This window comes from Mesorhizobium sp. NPDC059025, from assembly GCF_042739655.1.
Taxonomy (GTDB): Bacteria; Pseudomonadota; Alphaproteobacteria; order Rhizobiales; family Rhizobiaceae; genus Mesorhizobium.
The window spans coordinates 1-15,481 of record NZ_JBHYIM010000004.1 but is presented as its reverse complement, the minus strand read 5'-3'; the positions used below and the strand labels follow the sequence as shown (position 1 = coordinate 15,481).

15 protein-coding genes and 1 tRNA gene are annotated in these 15,481 nt (G+C 62.4%); 7 read left to right on the top strand and 9 right to left on the bottom strand.

The window, feature by feature from the left end; all coding sequences use genetic code 11:
• Positions 1-42 precede the first annotated feature (42 nt).
• The gene (gene leuC / locus ACFWYE_RS11255) at positions 43-1,452 is read left to right on the top strand and encodes a 3-isopropylmalate dehydratase large subunit (RefSeq protein WP_379065207.1); all 1,410 of its coding nucleotides are present in this window, start codon (positions 43-45) and stop codon (positions 1,450-1,452) included.
• 205 nt (positions 1,453-1,657) lie between these two features.
• Here leuC and ACFWYE_RS11250 read toward each other — a convergent pair whose 3' ends face one another.
• The 3 genes from ACFWYE_RS11250 to ACFWYE_RS11240 form a co-directional block, all read right to left on the bottom strand.
• Complete coding sequence (locus tag ACFWYE_RS11250; protein ID WP_379065205.1) at positions 1,658-2,692, bottom strand: aspartate-semialdehyde dehydrogenase; 1,035 nt, start codon at positions 2,690-2,692, stop codon at positions 1,658-1,660.
• Between the two features lie 114 nt (positions 2,693-2,806).
• Entirely contained in the window at positions 2,807-2,941 is a 135-nt protein-coding gene (locus ACFWYE_RS11245) for a hypothetical protein (RefSeq protein WP_260855432.1), read from the bottom strand.
• 96 nt (positions 2,942-3,037) lie between these two features.
• Positions 3,038-4,207, bottom strand: a complete 1,170-nt coding sequence (locus tag ACFWYE_RS11240; RefSeq protein ID WP_379111445.1) for an NAD(P)/FAD-dependent oxidoreductase — start codon at positions 4,205-4,207, stop codon at positions 3,038-3,040.
• Between the two features lie 97 nt (positions 4,208-4,304).
• On the opposite strand from ACFWYE_RS11240, the gene ACFWYE_RS11235 reads away from it, so the two are divergent.
• Positions 4,305-5,186: an HpcH/HpaI aldolase/citrate lyase family protein gene (locus ACFWYE_RS11235; protein WP_379111443.1), complete on the top strand. Its 882-nt coding sequence runs from the start codon at positions 4,305-4,307 to the stop codon at positions 5,184-5,186.
• A gap of 27 nt (positions 5,187-5,213) precedes the next feature.
• The gene (locus tag ACFWYE_RS11230; RefSeq protein ID WP_101938928.1) at positions 5,214-5,423 is read left to right on the top strand and encodes a DUF1737 domain-containing protein; all 210 of its coding nucleotides are present in this window, start codon (positions 5,214-5,216) and stop codon (positions 5,421-5,423) included.
• A gap of 65 nt (positions 5,424-5,488) precedes the next feature.
• Here ACFWYE_RS11230 and ACFWYE_RS11225 read toward each other — a convergent pair whose 3' ends face one another.
• Together ACFWYE_RS11225 and ACFWYE_RS11220 are read right to left on the bottom strand one after the other, a co-directional pair.
• Complete coding sequence (locus ACFWYE_RS11225) at positions 5,489-5,833, bottom strand: hypothetical protein (protein WP_379111441.1); 345 nt, start codon at positions 5,831-5,833, stop codon at positions 5,489-5,491.
• Positions 5,830-6,252, bottom strand: coding sequence for a metallopeptidase family protein (locus tag ACFWYE_RS11220; protein WP_129412414.1), 423 nt, complete (start codon positions 6,250-6,252; stop codon positions 5,830-5,832). Before ACFWYE_RS11220 ends, ACFWYE_RS11225 begins: the two co-directional genes overlap by 4 nt.
• A gap of 247 nt (positions 6,253-6,499) precedes the next feature.
• Between ACFWYE_RS11220 and ACFWYE_RS11215 the strand changes: the two genes are divergently transcribed.
• From ACFWYE_RS11215 to ACFWYE_RS11205, 3 genes are read left to right on the top strand one after another with little or no spacing between them, the layout of a single operon-like run.
• Complete coding sequence (locus ACFWYE_RS11215; protein ID WP_379111440.1) at positions 6,500-7,510, top strand: ImuA family protein; 1,011 nt, start codon at positions 6,500-6,502, stop codon at positions 7,508-7,510.
• Positions 7,464-8,933, top strand: coding sequence for a DUF6504 family protein (locus tag ACFWYE_RS11210; protein WP_379111438.1), 1,470 nt, complete (start codon positions 7,464-7,466; stop codon positions 8,931-8,933). The genes ACFWYE_RS11215 and ACFWYE_RS11210 overlap by 47 nt, the downstream gene beginning before the upstream one ends.
• A gap of 2 nt (positions 8,934-8,935) precedes the next feature.
• Positions 8,936-12,292: an error-prone DNA polymerase gene (locus ACFWYE_RS11205; RefSeq protein WP_379111953.1), complete on the top strand. Its 3,357-nt coding sequence runs from the start codon at positions 8,936-8,938 to the stop codon at positions 12,290-12,292.
• Between the two features lie 55 nt (positions 12,293-12,347).
• Here ACFWYE_RS11205 and ACFWYE_RS11200 read toward each other — a convergent pair whose 3' ends face one another.
• The 4 genes from ACFWYE_RS11200 to ACFWYE_RS11185 form a co-directional block, all read right to left on the bottom strand.
• Positions 12,348-12,554, bottom strand: coding sequence for a Trm112 family protein (locus tag ACFWYE_RS11200; protein WP_379111436.1), 207 nt, complete (start codon positions 12,552-12,554; stop codon positions 12,348-12,350).
• Positions 12,555-12,585: 31 nt separating this feature from the next.
• Positions 12,586-13,257, bottom strand: a complete 672-nt coding sequence (locus ACFWYE_RS11195) for an LON peptidase substrate-binding domain-containing protein (protein WP_379065192.1) — start codon at positions 13,255-13,257, stop codon at positions 12,586-12,588.
• 94 nt (positions 13,258-13,351) lie between these two features.
• Positions 13,352-14,326, bottom strand: a complete 975-nt coding sequence (gene trxA / locus ACFWYE_RS11190; RefSeq protein ID WP_379111434.1) for a thioredoxin — start codon at positions 14,324-14,326, stop codon at positions 13,352-13,354.
• A gap of 76 nt (positions 14,327-14,402) precedes the next feature.
• A complete protein-coding gene (locus ACFWYE_RS11185; RefSeq protein ID WP_379065190.1) occupies positions 14,403-14,900 on the bottom strand; it encodes a prolyl-tRNA synthetase associated domain-containing protein in 498 nt (165 codons plus the stop codon).
• A gap of 210 nt (positions 14,901-15,110) precedes the next feature.
• On the opposite strand from ACFWYE_RS11185, the gene ACFWYE_RS11180 reads away from it, so the two are divergent.
• A tRNA-Gly gene (locus tag ACFWYE_RS11180) sits at positions 15,111-15,185 on the top strand.
• Positions 15,186-15,481: the final 296 nt, after the last annotated feature.

The following is a 15,481-nucleotide window of genomic DNA, read 5'->3' as shown; positions in this document are numbered from 1 at the left end:
GTCCCTGCATCTTCCCTGCTTCATATCGACGGATTTACGCACATGAGCGCACCGCGCACCCTCTACGACAAGATTTTCGACGAACACGTGGTCGACCGCCAGGACGACGGCACCTGCCTGCTCTGGATCGACCGACACCTCGTGCATGAAGTGACCAGCCCGCAGGCCTTCGAAGGCCTGCGCATGGCTGGCCGCAAGGTTCGTCATCCGGAAAAGACCCTCGCCGTCGTCGACCACAACGTGCCGACCTCGCCGGACCGTGTGAACGGCATCAAGAACGAGGAAAGCCGTATCCAGGTCGAGGCATTGGCCAGGAACGCCGCCGACTTCGGCGTCGAATATTACTCCGAGAAGGACCGCCGCCAGGGCATCGTCCACATCATCGGCCCCGAGCAGGGCTTCACCCTGCCGGGCATGACCATCGTCTGCGGCGACAGCCACACCTCCACGCACGGCGCCTTCGGTGCGCTGGCGCATGGCATCGGCACCTCGGAGGTCGAGCATGTACTCGCCACGCAGACGTTGATCCAGAAGAAGGCCAAGAACATGCTGGTGCGTGTCGATGGCCAGCTGCCGGAAGGCGTCACCGCCAAGGACATCATCCTCGCCATCATCGGCGAGATCGGCACCGCCGGCGGCACCGGCTATGTCATCGAATATGCAGGCGAGGCGATTCGCTCGCTGTCGATGGAAGGCCGTATGACCATCTGCAACATGTCGATCGAAGGCGGCGCCCGCGCCGGCCTGATCGCGCCGGACGAGACCACCTTTGCCTATGTGAAGGACAAGCCCCGGGCGCCGCAGGGCGAAGCCTGGGACATGGCTCTGGATTACTGGAAGACGCTGCACTCGGACGAGGGCGCCCACTACGACAAGGTCGTCGTGCTCGATGCCGGCAAGCTGCCACCCATCGTCACCTGGGGTTCCTCGCCTGAGGACGTGACCTCGGTGCTCGGCGTCGTGCCGAACCCCGACGAGATCGACGATGAGAACAAGCGCAATTCCAAGAAGCGCGCACTGGAGTATATGGGCCTCGAACCCGGCACCAGGATCACCGACATCAAGCTCGACCGCGTCTTCATCGGCTCCTGCACCAATGGCCGCATCGAGGACCTGCGTGCCGTCGCTGCCGTCGCCAAGGGCAAGAAGGTCGCTGCGACCGTCAACGCCATGATCGTGCCGGGCTCCGGGCTGGTGAAGGAACAGGCCGAGGCCGAGGGCCTGGACAAGATCTTCATCGAAGCCGGTTTCGACTGGCGCGAGCCGGGTTGCTCGATGTGCCTGGCCATGAACGACGATCGTCTCAAGCCGCATGAGCGCTGCGCTTCGACCTCGAACCGCAATTTCGAGGGCCGCCAGGGCTTCAAGGGCCGCACCCACCTGGTGTCGCCGGCCATGGCCGCTGCCGCCGCGATCGCCGGCCACTTCGTCGACATCCGCGACTGGAACTGATCGCAGAGCGATCTTCTCACAAAGAAAAAGGCCCCGGCAGAACCTGCCGGGGCCTTTTTCGTTAAAGATGTTTTCGAAACAAACTTCAGATCTAAGCCCGCGATCGCAGCCCAACGGTCAAAGACCGCAAGCACGACCGTGTGTCGCGCCTCGTGGCGCGCCCCGTCCGGAGCGAGCCGCGAAGCGGCGACATCGTGAGGACGAACTAAGCCGCCTTCTTCTTCGGCTGGATCAGGCCGCGCTCGACGAGCAGTTCGGCGATCTGCACGGCGTTGAGAGCGGCACCCTTGCGCAGATTGTCGGAGACGATCCACATGTTGAGGGCGTTATCGAGCGTCGAATCCTCGCGGATGCGCGAGATGTAGGTGGCGTCCTCGCCTGCGGATTCGATCGGCGTGATGTAGCCGCCGTCCTCGCGCTTGTCGATGACCAGGCAACCAGGTGCCTCGCGCAGGATGTCGCGCGCCTCGTCGGCCGTGATCGGCTTCTCGAACTCGACATTGACCGCTTCGGAATGGCCGATGAACACCGGCACGCGCACGCAGGTGGCCGTCAGCTTGATCTTGGGGTCGAGCATCTTCTTGGTCTCGGCCACCATCTTCCACTCTTCCTTGGTGGAGCCGTCTTCCATGAACACGTCGATATGCGGAATGACGTTGAAGGCGATGCGCTTGGTGAACTTCTTGGCCTCGACCGGATCCGCCACGAAGACGGCGCGGGTCTGCGTGAACAGCTCGTCCATGCCTTCCTTGCCGGCGCCCGACACCGACTGGTAGGTCGCCACGACGATGCGCTTGATCGTCGCCGCGTCATGCAGCGGCTTCAGCGCCACCACCAGCTGCGCCGTCGAGCAGTTCGGATTGGCGATGATGTTCTTCTTGGAGAAACCCTCGATCGCGTCCGGGTTCACTTCCGGGACGATCAGCGGCACTTCCGGATCGTAGCGGAACGCCGACGAATTATCGATGACGACGCAGCCCTGCTTGCCGATCTTGGGCGACCATTCCTTGGAAACGTTGCCGCCGGCCGACATGACGGCGATGTCGGTGTCGGAGAAGTCGTAGCCTTCCAGCGCCTTCACCTTCAGCGTCTTGTCGCCGAAGGACACTTCGGTGCCCTGGCTGCGCCGCGAGGCGAGTGCGACCACCTCGCTCACCGGGAAGCCGCGCTCTTCCAGAATGTTCAGCATTTCGCGGCCCACATTGCCCGTGGCGCCGACTACCGCAACCTTGAAACCCATCGAAAAATTCTCCTGTCGCTCTCCGCTCGCTTTGCTTGGAGAAACCCGCCGGCCACTGCGGGTCTCGCCTCCCTCGGGCCAGACCCGGGGAGAGGGCGAGAAGGCCAAGGGAGATCAGACCGTGGTGACGGTGGTTTTTTTGGCCATAGTTTTGGTCGAGGACAGGAGCGCACGCTGCCGGCCTCCCGCAACCATGTTGCCATGGCCGGGGAAGTCGAATGCGAAGAGAGCCATGATAAGGCCGCGCATGAAGACGTTCCTGTTCGGTGCCGGCTTTTACGCCGATTGCGCAAAGAGTCAATCGCGGCCAAAGGCCGGCGGCGAAGTTCAACCCGGCTGTGGCGGTCAGATCACGTTGAGCTCGCGGAACGGCCGGCCTTCCGCCACGCGGGCATAGCCGAAAGCCGAGCAGTCGATCGTGCGATAACCGCCATGCAGGATCAGTTCGGCCAGCGCCTTGCCGACCGCCGGCGCCTGCTGCAGGCCATGACCGGAGAAGCCGTTGGCGAAGATGAAGTTCTTCACCTCGGGATGCGGACCGATCACCGCATTCTGGTCGAGTGTGTTGTAGTCATAGTGGCCAGCCCAGGCGCGGGTCATCTTGATCGCCTCGAAGGCTGGAATGCGGGTGGCCAGCACCGGCCAGATCGTTTCCTCGAACAGCGGCCAATCCGGCTCGAAGTCGGTCGGGTCGGCGGCAAGCTCGCCTTCCTCGGGCTCGGCGCCACCGGTGATATAGACCGAGCCTTCCGGGCGCACATAGATGCCGCTCGGATCGACCAGCAGCGGCAGGTCTTCGTAGCGCTCGCGCGCCTCGAACACGAACACCGAGCGCTTGCGCGGCTCGACCGGCAGTTCGATCCCGGCCATCGCCGAAACCTTGCCGGCATTGGGACCAGCGGCGTTGACGACGATGCCGGCCTGCAGCGTCTCGCCATTGTCGAGCGTCACCGACCGGACCTTGTCGCCGTCACGGGCGATGGCGGTGACGGAAGCGGTGATCAGGTCGACCGACTTGCCGCGCAAAGCCTTGCGGAACAGCTGCAGATAGGCATGCGCGTCGAACCAGCCCTCGCCGGAGCGGCCATAGGCACCGGCGGTGATGCCTTCCGCCGACAGCCATGCGAAACGGCGGGTCAGCGCCTCGGCGTCCTCCAGCACGATATCGGCGCCTTCGGCGACCTGCACGTCGTGGTTGGCCCTCAGGATCGGCAAGCCGTTCTCGCCGGCCAGGATCAGATAGCCGCCCTCGCGGAAACCGATATCGGCGTCTTCACCGAATTCTTCCTTCAGCCGCCGGAACAGCTTCAGCGTGAACTGCGACAGCCGGATGTTTTCCGGGATCGAGAACTGCTGACGGATGGAGGCGCAGGACAGCGTCGTTGCGGCATGCGCGAACTGCGGATCGCGCTCGACCAGCGCGATGGAGCCGGTGAAGCCTTCCTCGCGCAGATAATAGGCAACCGAAGCGCCAACAATGGCTCCGCCGATGATCACGATGTCGTATTGCGCCATGAAGTCTGTTCCGGATTGCAGTTCTGGAGGTTAAGCAGGTTCAGCCACCCTCCCGCAAGCCCTTGCAAGGGCCAGCTTTGGCGGGCAAGAAGACCAGATGGTTGAAAATCCCTATCGTCCGCGCCGTTCCGTTCTCTACATTCCCGCCGCGAACGAGCGCGCGCTGGCCAAGCTCCCGGCCCTTGCCTGCGACGCCGTCATCATCGACCTGGAAGACGCCGTAGCCTCCGGCGAAAAGGTTTCGGCGCGTGACCGGCTCGGCACGATCTTCGCCAATCGCCCGCAGCGGCGCTGCGAGATGGTGGTGCGCATCAACCGCTTTGGTGGTGAGGGCGGGCCCGAGGACCTGGCCGCGGCCCTTGCCTGCCAGCCGGACGCCATCCTGCTGCCCAAGATCAACACGCCACGCGACATCCTGGAAGCGGGCGACGCTCTCGATGAGGCTGATGCGCCCGACGAGGTGAAGCTTTGGGCGATGGTCGAGACCCCCAGGGCGCTGATCAACATCGCAGCCATTGCCGAACTCGGCCGTGATCCCGCGTCGCGGCTCGCCTGCCTGGTTGCCGGCACCAATGACCTGATCAAGGAAACCGGCATTCTGGCCACGCCGGACCGACGCTATCTGGCGCCATGGCTGATGCAGATGGTGCTGGCCGCGCGTGCCGGCGGCATCGCCCTTCTCGACGGCGTCTTCAACGATTTCCGCAACCTGGACGGATTTGCCCGCGAATGCGCCGATGCCGCCGGCATGGGCTTCGACGGCAAGACGCTGATCCACCCGGCGCAGATCGAAGCGGCCAATGCGGCTTTCTCCCCCTCGGAGCAGGCCGTTGCGGAAGCCAGGGCCATTGTCGCGGCCTTTGCGAAGCCGGAGAACACCAACAAAGGTGTAATCGCACTGGAAGGCAGGATGGTTGAGCGTCTCCACTTGGTCCAGGCCGAAAAATTGCTGGCGAAAGTCGCCAGCATCGGCGCATGATCGGATAGCCGCTGCAAGGACAGGACCATGCGCCTTTACCGCTTCCTCACCGCCGTCGACGACGCCACCTTCTGCCACAAGGTGACAGCCGCGCTGAACAAGGGCTGGCACCTCTACGGTTCGCCGACCTATGCCTATGACAAGAAGGAAAAGGTGATGCGCTGCGGCCAGGCCGTGGTGAAGGATGTCGATGGCCAGGAGTACGTTGCCGGCGAAACCAAGCTGAGCGACTGGTAGGTCTCTGGAGCGTTTGTTCGCAATTCCAGACGGAAAGCCCTAACAACTTTTCCTGGAATTGTGCGCTACAGGCCGAGCTTTTTTCTCAAGATTTCGTATTGGGCGGGCGAGGTGTCGGCCATCGCCTCGGCGCGATCCGAAGGCAGGTCTTCGAATGGTATCGGTCGATCGAATTGGCTGATGGTGAGGTCCCATTTGACGCCATGGACCCGATTATAGAAGTGCGTACCACCCGTTGTGCGGGTCTTGAGGATATCGCCGCCGAGGATATCGTGGACGGCGATGGCGGTGACGCTGCACTGACCTTTTGCCGGATTATCCGGTGTCCAGTTGCTTGACGTTTCCAGGCTCCAGGCCTGTTTGAGCTTTTCATGCAGCTGAAGCGGAGTCATCTCGTCGCCCTTTGTCATTCCGCCGACGCCTCGATGCGCTCCATGTCATCGTCGGAGAGGCCGAAATGGTGGCCGATCTCGTGGATCAGTACATGGGTAACGATGTCGCCCATCGTTTCCTCGTTCTCGGCCCAGTAGTCGAGAATGGCACGGCGATAGAGCGTGATGCGGTTCGGCCCTTCGCCGGTCGCGGGGTTCCAGCGTTCGGCGATACCGCGGCCTTCGAACAGGCCGAGCAGGTCGAAGGGGGTCTCCAGCGACAGGTCGTCCATGATCTCGTCTGTCGGGAACTCCGCCACCTGGATGACGATCTCGCCGGTCAGTTTGCGAAATTCCTCCGGCAGATGCGCGTAGGCTTCCAGCGCCAGCAGCTCAAGCTCCTCGAGAGAGGGGGAAAGCTCGTTGTGCCAGGTGCGGGTCTTGTAGATGCGGGCCATTCTTTATCCTTTGATCCCGGCATATAGGCTGTTGCGGCAAAATCGGCAAATAAAGCATGCTCCCGGACTGACAGGCGGCGCTGCAAAAGGCTGCAGGCTTTCGGAAAACAAGCGCGGCGCACATCCGGGTACTGTTTTCACCGTGACAGGAGAGGAATAAATTCTCCATGAGTCCGCTTGACTCTCATTCCGCCCTCTGGAATCTATAAGAACATAACAGGAACAAATTGACTGGACGCTGACCGACATGGCGATAAACGCCGTGGCGCGAGACACTGTTTTTGCCTTGCGCCGCCAGATCGCGAAGATTGAAGGAACGCTGCCGGAGCGCCTTGAGGTGCCTGTCGGCTTCGACGCGGACCGTATGCTGGTGCGCCGCAGCGGCGTGGCCGAAAGCCATGGCTTGCTCGCCACTGGTGCGAACCGCTTTGATGCTGCCTTGAATGGCGGACTGCCCAAGGCTGCCTTGACCGAATTCCATGGTGTCGAGACCCGCGATGCCGGCACCGTCGCCGGCTTTGCGCTGGCGCTTGCCGGCCTGCTGCTGAAGTCGACGGAAATCCCGGCACCCATCCTGTGGGTCGGTACCACCGAGATCTTTCGCGAGGCAGGTTTTCCGTACGCGCGCGGACTTGAGGCCAATTTCGGCATCGCACCAGAGAACCTGCTTTACGCCGAGGCGCCGAAGATCACCGACGCCTTGTGGATTGCCGAAGAAGCGGCAGGCTTGAGCGCACTCTCTGCTGTCGTGCTGGAGCTGCGCGGCAATCCTGACCGGCTCGACCTTACCGCCACGCGCCGGCTGCATCGCCGCGCGCTCGCCGCAGAACGGCCGGTCTTCCTGCTGCGTCAGGCCGCCTTTGCCGAGCCGACCGCTGCCCCCGTCCGCCTCGTTGTCGCGCCGGCGTCGGCCACATTGCGCAAAACCATGGCCGGCCCCCTGGACGGCACGATCGGCTGCCCTGGCATCGCTGTCACCATCGGCAAGAGCCGCGCCGCACAGCCCGGACAATTCACATTGGAGTGGAACCCCGATGAACGCACATTCCTGGATCGAACGCACGCGGGCGCAACCCACCAGCGGCCATGGAACACCCAGAACCGGGCAAAGAATCCTGTCGCTGTGGTTCCCTTATCTTCCGGCGGAACGGATCCTGCGGCAGCGGCACGGCCGGTCCTGGCGTTCCCGTCCCGCCAGCCATTGCCCGCTGGTGATCAGCCATCGCGACCGCAACGCCCAGCGCATCGCCGCGCTTGACGAACGGGCCGAGGCACTGCGGCTGAAACCCGGCATGGGCATTGCCGATGCCCGCGCCATGCATCCGGCAATCGATGTTGTCGAGGCCGACCCACAGGCAGACCTGCGTCTGCTTGAAAGCCTGGCCGACTGGTGCGATCGCTACACGCCGCTGGTCGCGCTCGACGGTGCCGATGGCCTGTTCCTCGACATCACCGGCTGCACACATCTGTTCGGCGGCGAGCACGCCATGCTTGACGAGATCCTGGCCCGCTTCTTCCACCAAGGCTTCGATGTTCGTGCCGGCATCGCTTCAACAGCGGGGGCAGCCTGGGCTGCCGCCAGGTTTCGCGGCCGCTGTATTATCGAAATAGGACAGGAAGAGGCCCTTCTCATCCCGCTGCCACTCGCGGCACTGCGCCTTGAACCCGCCGTCCGCGGCAGCCTGGAAAGCGTTGGTCTGCGTACGGTTGGCGCTGTCCTGGCGGCACCACGCGCGCCGCTGGCGCGCCGTTTCGGCGTTGCCTTGCTCCTGCGCATCGACCAGGCGCTCGGACGGCAGGACGAAGCCGTCTCACCACGCCTGCCCATCGCTCCGCTTTCCGTCGAACGCCACCTCGCCGAACCCATCACCTTGATCGATGACATCGAACGGCTGGTGCTTCTGCTAGCAACGGCATTGAAAACCGATCTCGAGCGACGGGGTGAAGGCGCTCGCGCGGTAGCGCTCCTGCTTTTCAGGGTCGATGGCGTGGTTACGCGTCTTGTCGTCGGCACCTCGCGGTCGATGCGCGAGCCGCGGTTGATCCTGAGATTGTTCCAGGAAAAGCTGACCGCGATCGCCGAGGACTTCGACGCCGGCTACGGCTTCGATCTGGTTCGCCTCGCCATCTTGGCGACCGCTCCTTTCGACATGCATCAGGCCGACCTTGCCGATACCACCGAAGACAGTGGGGAAGACCTGGCACTGTTCGCCGACCGTATCCGTGCGCGCCTGGGCGAAGGGGCCATCCTGAAACCGGTCACCGTCGAAAGCCACCTGCCGGAACGTGCCGTTGCGGTGATCCCTTATTGGCAGGACGCACCGCGGCGGATTTCGCCGCCGAAGAAGCCGGCCGGACCCAGGGAACTGCCTTCCGCCGTGCCTTACCAGCCGGAACGTCCGATCCGGCTGTTTCAGGCGCCTGAACCCGTCGAAGTCCCCGCCTCGGAAATTCCGGACGGTCCGCCGCGGCAATTCCGCTGGCGGCGGGCACTCTACCGCGTCGCCAAGGTCGAAGGGCCGGAACGTCTCGCCGCTGAATGGTGGCGCAAAGACGAACCAACGCGTGACTATTTCCGCATCGAGGACACCGACGGCCGCCGTTATTGGCTCTACCGCCAGGGCTTCTATGATGCTTCGAAGCCGCCGCCGCGCTGGTTCATGCACGGGGTGTTTGCATGAACATGATTGTTCAGCGCGCACCGGCCTATGTCGAATTCGGCGTGCAGTCGAATTTTTCATTCCTGCGTGGCGCCTCGCGCCCCGAGGAACTGGTCGTCACCGCGAAACTTTATGGTTTTTCGGCGGTCGGCCTTGCTGACCGCAATACGGTCGCAGGTGTCGTACGCGCCTGGCAGCAGTCGAAGGTCGAAGGCATAGCCTATCATCCCGGCTGCCGACTGGTTTTCGGCGACGGCACTCCCGACATCCTGGCCTATCCGCAGGATCGCGAAGGATGGGGGCATCTGTGCCGCATGCTCACTCAGGCCAATCTGCGTCCCGAGACGGAAAAGGGCGCGACGCTGCTTGAGCGGGGCGACCTGCTGGAATGGGGCGACCGCCTGTCGCTCGCCGTCCTGCCTGATCTCCTGGGCAAAGGCGAAACGCAGCTGGCCTTGCTGCGCCAATTGAAAGATCGCTTCGACGGCAATCTATGGTTGGCGGCGGCTCCCGATTATCAAGGCAACGACCGCTTCAGGCTGGAACAGGCAGCAGCCCTGGCCGCCGCGGCCGGCCTGCCCCTGATGGCGACCAATGACGTGCTCTACCACACGCCCGCGCGCCGGCCGCTCCAGGATGTGGTCACAGCGATCCGCCTCAATGTCTCCGTCGCCGAAGCCGGTTTCGAACTGGCGGCGAATGCCGAACGCCACATGAAACCGGTTGCCGAGATGGCGCGGCTTTTCCGCAGGTATCCGGACGCGCTGGAACAGACGCGGCGCTTCAGCGAGACGCTGCGGTTTTCGCTGAGCGAACTCGAATACAACTACCCCGACGAACCGACCCTGTCGGGTCTCGGGCCACAGGAAGAATTGGCCAGGCTGGCTTGGGAAGGCGCAGCCAACCGCTACCCGGCCGGCGTACCGGCTGGTGTGCGCAAGCGCATCCTTGAGGAACTGGCACTTATCGAGCGCCTGAACTATGCGCGCTATTTCCTGACGGTGCACGACATCATGCGTTTCGCGCGCGAGAAGGGAATTCTGTGTCAGGGACGCGGTTCGGCCGCCAATTCGATCGTCTGCTTCTGCGTCGGCATTACCGAAGTGGGACCTGAGCGAATCGACACGCTTTTCGAGCGTTTCATCTCCGAGGAACGAAACGAGCCACCGGATATCGACGTCGACTTCGAACATGAGAGGCGAGACGAAGTCATCGCCTACATCTATGACAAGTACAAAGAAAAGCACACCGCACTCGCCGCTGCCGTCACCAGCTATCGCGGCCGCTCGGCCCTGCGTGAGGTCGCTAAGGCCATGGGTCTGTCCGAAGATGTTCGAAGTGCTTTGTCCAGCTCGATCTGGGGCTGGTATTCATCCGAACTCGGCGAACGGGAAACCCAGGCAGGCGGTCTCGATCGGAGCGATCCCTTGACCAGACACGTGGTCGATCTCGCCAATGAGATCATGGGTTTTCCGCGCCATCTCACCCAGCATGTCGGCGGCTTCGTCATCACCAAGGACCGGCTCGACGAGATCGTGCCCATCATCAAGACGGCGATGGACGAGCGCAAGATGGTCGAATGGGACAAGGACGATCTCGACGCGGTGAAGATCCTAAAGGTCGATGTGCTGGCGCTCGGCATGCTGTCTTGCCTGAAGCGCGCCTTTACGCTGCTGGAAGATCATTATCCCGCACGCGATGGGTTCGGCCGGCCTTATACCCTGGCGACACTCCCCGAGAGCGATCAGCGCGTCTACGATATGATCTGTCGCGCCGACACCCTGGGCGTTTTTCAGATCGAATCCCGCGCGCAGATGTCGATGTTGCCGCGCTTGCGGCCACGCACTTTCTACGATCTCGTCATCGAGGTTGCGATCGTCCGCCCCGGTCCCATCCAGGGCAACATGGTGCATCCTTATCTGCGGCGCAGACAGGGCAAGGAAGCTGCCGAATACCCCAAACCGGAATTGAAGGACATTTTGGGGAAGACCATGGGCGTGCCCCTGTTCCAGGAACAGGCCATGAAGATCGCCATCGTCGCCGGCGGCTTCAAACCAGGAGAGGCCGACCAGTTGCGTCGCGCCATGGCGACATTCAAGCGCACCGGGACCATCGGCAACTACCGCGACCGCATGATCAATGGCATGGTCGAGCGCGGCTACCCCAGGGAATTTGCCGAACGCTGCTTCAAGCAGATTGAAGGTTTTGGCGAATACGGCTTCCCGGAAAGCCATGCCGCCTCCTTCGCTCTGCTCGTCTATGCGTCCTGCTGGTTCAAGACCTTCTATCCCGACGTGTTCTGCGCCGCGATCCTCAACTCGCAGCCGATGGGCTTCTACCAACCCGCCCAACTGGTGCGGGATGCCCGCGATCATGGCGTCGAGGTCCGCGACGTCGACATCAACACCTCCGTCTGGGATTGCACGCTTGAAAAGGCATCCTTTGATGCCGATCGCATCGTGAACCGTCATGCCGGAATGCGCGGCGTCATCGTAACGGATCATGCCGTGCGATTGGGGTTTCGCCAGATCAAGGGCTTGTCCGAAGACAGGATGAACACCTTCATCAAACAGCGCGGCGACGGCTACGAATCCGTTCGCGACGTCTGGCTGCGCTCCGGCCTCGACACCGACGAGATCGAAAAGCTCGCCGAGGCCGATGCCTTTCGTTCGCTCGGTATCAGCCGGCGTGACGCGCTGTGGGCGGTGCGCGCTCTGGATGGTCGCAAGGCTGCGGAACGACTGCCTCTTTTCGACCAGCCCGACGTAAGGCTTCCGGATCTAGAGCCGGCAACGAAACTGCCAATGATGCAGTCGGGCGAACACGTCATTCACGATTATCGTTCGCTCGGCCTGTCGCTCAAGGCGCATCCGGTCTCGTTCCTGCGCGATCGGCTTACCCGCAGCGGTGTTACGCCGAATGCGCTGCTCTCCTCGGTGCCGGACGGCAGGCGCGTCACCGTCGCCGGCCTTGTGCTGGTGCGCCAGCGCCCGGGTAATGGCAATGCCATCTTCCTCACCCTCGAGGATGAAAAGACCGTCGCCAATGTGATCTTCTGGAAATCGACTTTCGCGCGCTTTCGGCCGATCATCATGGGCGCACGCTTCGTCCGCGTCACCGGCAAGTTACAATGCGAGTCGGATGTCATTCACATCGTCGCAGACAGGATCGAAGATCTGACGCCCTGGCTGTCGACCTTGCTGGAAGACACGCACCCAGACCTCGCCAGATCGGCCGACGGCAGGAAACTTCTGACCGGTTCCGCTGGCCGAAGTCACGGCAGCATGCCCGAGCTGCAACGGAAGCCATCGGAGCAGGATTTCCGCACGCTTGCCGATGAGACGCAGAGCGTCATGCCGAAAGGCCGCAACTTTCATTGACCCGGCCAGAACCCGGATTGGCAGATGCTTGCAAAGTAGCCAACAATTCCAGGGATCAACCCTTACCGGGCGCTATCGACCGTGCCTCGGAGGGCAGCATGATCGGAATCCCGTCGCGCACCGGATAGGCCAGCCTGGCAACGCGCGAGACCAGTTCGCTGCGTTCGGCGTCCCAGCTCAGAGGTCCCTTGGTCAGCGGACACACCAGCAGCTCCAGCAGCTTGGGGTCGACATCGACCTTCTTGCCTTCCCGCTCACCCATGCTTTGCATCTCCAGCCTTGTTGCAGGGTTTCTACTGCAAACCTGGCCCGGAATCCTCGCCCTCGCGCGCCAGCGTCATTTCGGTGATGGCGATCAGCGTCTCGGCCCGGTTCTTCAGGTCCTGCGCCTCCAGAAGTGCCTGCTTTTCGGCCGCGCCATAAGGCGCCATCATCGACAGCGCATTGACCAGCATGGTGTTGTCGGCCCGGCTGACGCTTTCCCAGTCAGCTTCCAGATCGTTGGCCTGCAGATAGGCCCTGAAGGCCTTGAGCAGGGCGGTGCGATCAACCGCCGATGCTGACGGATCTTCCTCCAGGTCTGCCAGGAAGGGTGCCACGCGGCATTGCCGGAAAGGTGTGCGCACCGAGAGTTCCTGCGTGACCCGGAACCGGCAGACTCCCTGAAGCGAAACGACATAACGGCCGTCGCCGGTTTCCATGTAGGAAGTCAGCCTGCCGATGCAGCCGATGCCGCTCAGTTCCGGTTCGCCGTCGTCACGCAGTGCACCATCGAGACTTGGCTGGATCATGCCGATCAGCCTGGAGCCGCCAAGAACATCGTCCACCATCTGCAGGTAGCGCGGTTCGAAAATATTCAGCGGCAAACGCCCGCCGGGCAGAAGCAGCGCCCCCGCCAGCGGAAAAACCGCGATCGAGGCAGGTAAATCGGTTTCGAGCCGATACCGCGTGTTTCCCGCGCGCATTCCTTTTCCTGTCCAGTCACATGCCTCGCGAAAAACCGGCTGATGCCCCTCGAGGCTTGCCGGGCTCCCAGCGAGGGCTCGTCCGCGCTGTGCTTTACGAAAACAGCAGCGAGGACAGTTTGCGGCGCGTCGACAAGGTGACCTCGTCGGTCATGCCCCAGGCTTCGAACAGCTGCAAAAGCTGCGCACGAGCGCCGTCGTCATTCCAGGCGCGATCGGCCTTGACGATCGCCAGCAGATTGTCTGCGGCTTTTTCGCGTTCGCCGTTGGCGTTCTGGATCATGGCCAGGTCGAAGCGAGCCTGGTGATCCTTCGGGTTCTCGGCAAGACGCTTTTCGAATTCCGCCGGGTTGCCGAGTTCGGACGCCTGCGCGGCAAGCGCTATCCGCGCCCGCACGGCGCTGATCGCCGGTGCATCCGCCTTTCCTTCCGGAACCTGGGCCAGCACGGCTTCCGCACCAGCTGTATCGCCGGCATCGAACAGGATCTCGGCAAGGCCGGCTATCGCTTCGACCGTGTCGGGCGCCTGCTCCAGGATCGACTGATAGATATCGGCAGCGGTCTGGATATCGCCGGCGCCACGAGCCTCGGTTGCGGCAGCCAGGGCCTCGGCGAGCTGCGGCTGGCCGCCGCCTTTACCGCCCACCCGCTCGATGAATTCACGGATCTGGCTTTCGGGAATGGCGCCCATGAAGCCGTCAACCGGCTGTCCGTTCTTGAAGGCGATGACTGCCGGAATGGACTGGATGCCGAGTTGTCCGGCAATCGAAGGATGGTCGTCGATGTTCATCTTGACGAGTTTCACCGTGCCGCCGGCGGCGTTGATCGCCTTTTCCAGCAATGGCGTCAGCTGCTTGCACGGCCCGCACCAGGGTGCCCAGAAATCCACCAGCACCGGCTGGTTTCGTGACTCCTGGATAACGTCGGCAGTAAAGGTCGCCGTGGTCGTGTCCTTGATCAGGTTGCCGGCTGCACCATTTGCCGGCGCGGCTCCACCGTTCTGCCCGCCATACTGCACGGTTGTCGTATACGCGTTGCCCATGCCGCTGAACGGATTTTGGTCACTCATCATCTTGTCCTTTCGGGTCGCCGGCAAGAACGGCGGCCCAGTTCTGCAGGGGCTGGTTTTGCCACCAATGTGGCGATCACGCCGAGACTTTCAAGATAACAGGCTCGTGGCCTGTTGCCTCGATGAATCTGATCAGGTCGCCCGAAGTAATCGATGTGGTCGCTTCATTGGTCAACGGATGCGCGTTGATGACCGGGTTTTCCATCAGCGGCGCGTCCAGCACGATCTTGACCTGCTTTTCGCTGTCGTTGATCAGTCCGAAGACGGTGACGGCGCCGGGAACGACGCCTAGCAATTCCAGCAGCTTCTCGGGCTTGCCGAACGAAACCCGGCTGGCCGCGCCGATCAGATGGTGGATCTGCTTCAGGTCGACCTCCGCTTCCTCGTCGACGGTCACCAGGAAGAAATTGTCCTTCTTGTCCTTGAGGAACAGGTTCTTGGTGTGCCCGCCGGCGATTTCGCCGCGCAGCGCCTGCGAATCGGCGACGGTGAACAGCGGTGCATGCCGGCGTGTCGAAACTTCGATGCCCAAACCGGCCAGGAAAGCGAAAAGCTCGTCTTCTGTCTTGGCCATGATGCTCCACTCAATTGCCGCACAGGGATTCGACGTGGCCATCCATGCGCCACTTGAACGCGTATCCTCCTGATCCATAGAGCAGAGGGAGCCTGCAAGCCAAGGCGTTTTGGTCAGTTTTGCCAACGATGCAAAAAGCGCATTTTTCCCTGTTGCATTCGGCGCGGTCTTCGGCCATATAGGCCCGGCTTGCGGCCCAAGGCCGTGTGAGCGGGTGTAGCTCAGGGGTAGAGCACAACCTTGCCAAGGTTGGGGTCGGGCGTTCGAATCGCCTCACCCGCTCCAGTTTTCCTCCGGAAAACCAAGCTGTTAGAAAAAGGCTGCCGTTTGGCGGCCTTTTCTGTTTTTCGCTTGGCCGAAACATGGTTGCGGCGCATCTCCCCAGGATATCTGAGCATGCGAGGCTCCATCCGGTTTCGGCTATTCCGGTTTGATGGGGGCTGTCAGGTGGTGGATCTCAGGATGTGGAGCCGCCAGCCGGCTCGGTCCTTCGCCTTCCGCGCCATTCTGGGTCAAGGCGAGAGGCAGTCTCAAGATGACGAGCGTGCCACCACTCGAACGATTCTGAAACGACATCGATC

Coding starts and splice junctions, on each gene's coding strand:
- ACFWYE_RS11240 (WP_379111445.1), bottom strand. CDS start 4,207: ATGGCGCAATACGACATCGTGATCATCGGCGGAGCCATTGTTGGCGCT.
- ACFWYE_RS11235 (WP_379111443.1), top strand. CDS start 4,305: ATGGTTGAAAATCCCTATCGTCCGCGCCGTTCCGTTCTCTACATTCCC.
- trxA (WP_379111434.1), bottom strand. CDS start 14,326: ATGAGTGACCAAAATCCGTTCAGCGGCATGGGCAACGCGTATACGACA.
- ACFWYE_RS11250 (WP_379065205.1), bottom strand. CDS start 2,692: ATGGGTTTCAAGGTTGCGGTAGTCGGCGCCACGGGCAATGTGGGCCGC.
- ACFWYE_RS11230 (WP_101938928.1), top strand. CDS start 5,214: ATGCGCCTTTACCGCTTCCTCACCGCCGTCGACGACGCCACCTTCTGC.
- leuC (WP_379065207.1), top strand. CDS start 43: ATGAGCGCACCGCGCACCCTCTACGACAAGATTTTCGACGAACACGTG.
- ACFWYE_RS11205 (WP_379111953.1), top strand. CDS start 8,936: ATGATTGTTCAGCGCGCACCGGCCTATGTCGAATTCGGCGTGCAGTCG.
- ACFWYE_RS11185 (WP_379065190.1), bottom strand. CDS start 14,900: ATGGCCAAGACAGAAGACGAGCTTTTCGCTTTCCTGGCCGGTTTGGGC.
- ACFWYE_RS11225 (WP_379111441.1), bottom strand. CDS start 5,833: ATGACAAAGGGCGACGAGATGACTCCGCTTCAGCTGCATGAAAAGCTC.
- ACFWYE_RS11195 (WP_379065192.1), bottom strand. CDS start 13,257: ATGCGCGCGGGAAACACGCGGTATCGGCTCGAAACCGATTTACCTGCC.
- ACFWYE_RS11215 (WP_379111440.1), top strand. CDS start 6,500: ATGGCGATAAACGCCGTGGCGCGAGACACTGTTTTTGCCTTGCGCCGC.
- ACFWYE_RS11200 (WP_379111436.1), bottom strand. CDS start 12,554: ATGGGTGAGCGGGAAGGCAAGAAGGTCGATGTCGACCCCAAGCTGCTG.
- ACFWYE_RS11245 (WP_260855432.1), bottom strand. CDS start 2,941: ATGCGCGGCCTTATCATGGCTCTCTTCGCATTCGACTTCCCCGGCCAT.
- ACFWYE_RS11220 (WP_129412414.1), bottom strand. CDS start 6,252: ATGGCCCGCATCTACAAGACCCGCACCTGGCACAACGAGCTTTCCCCC.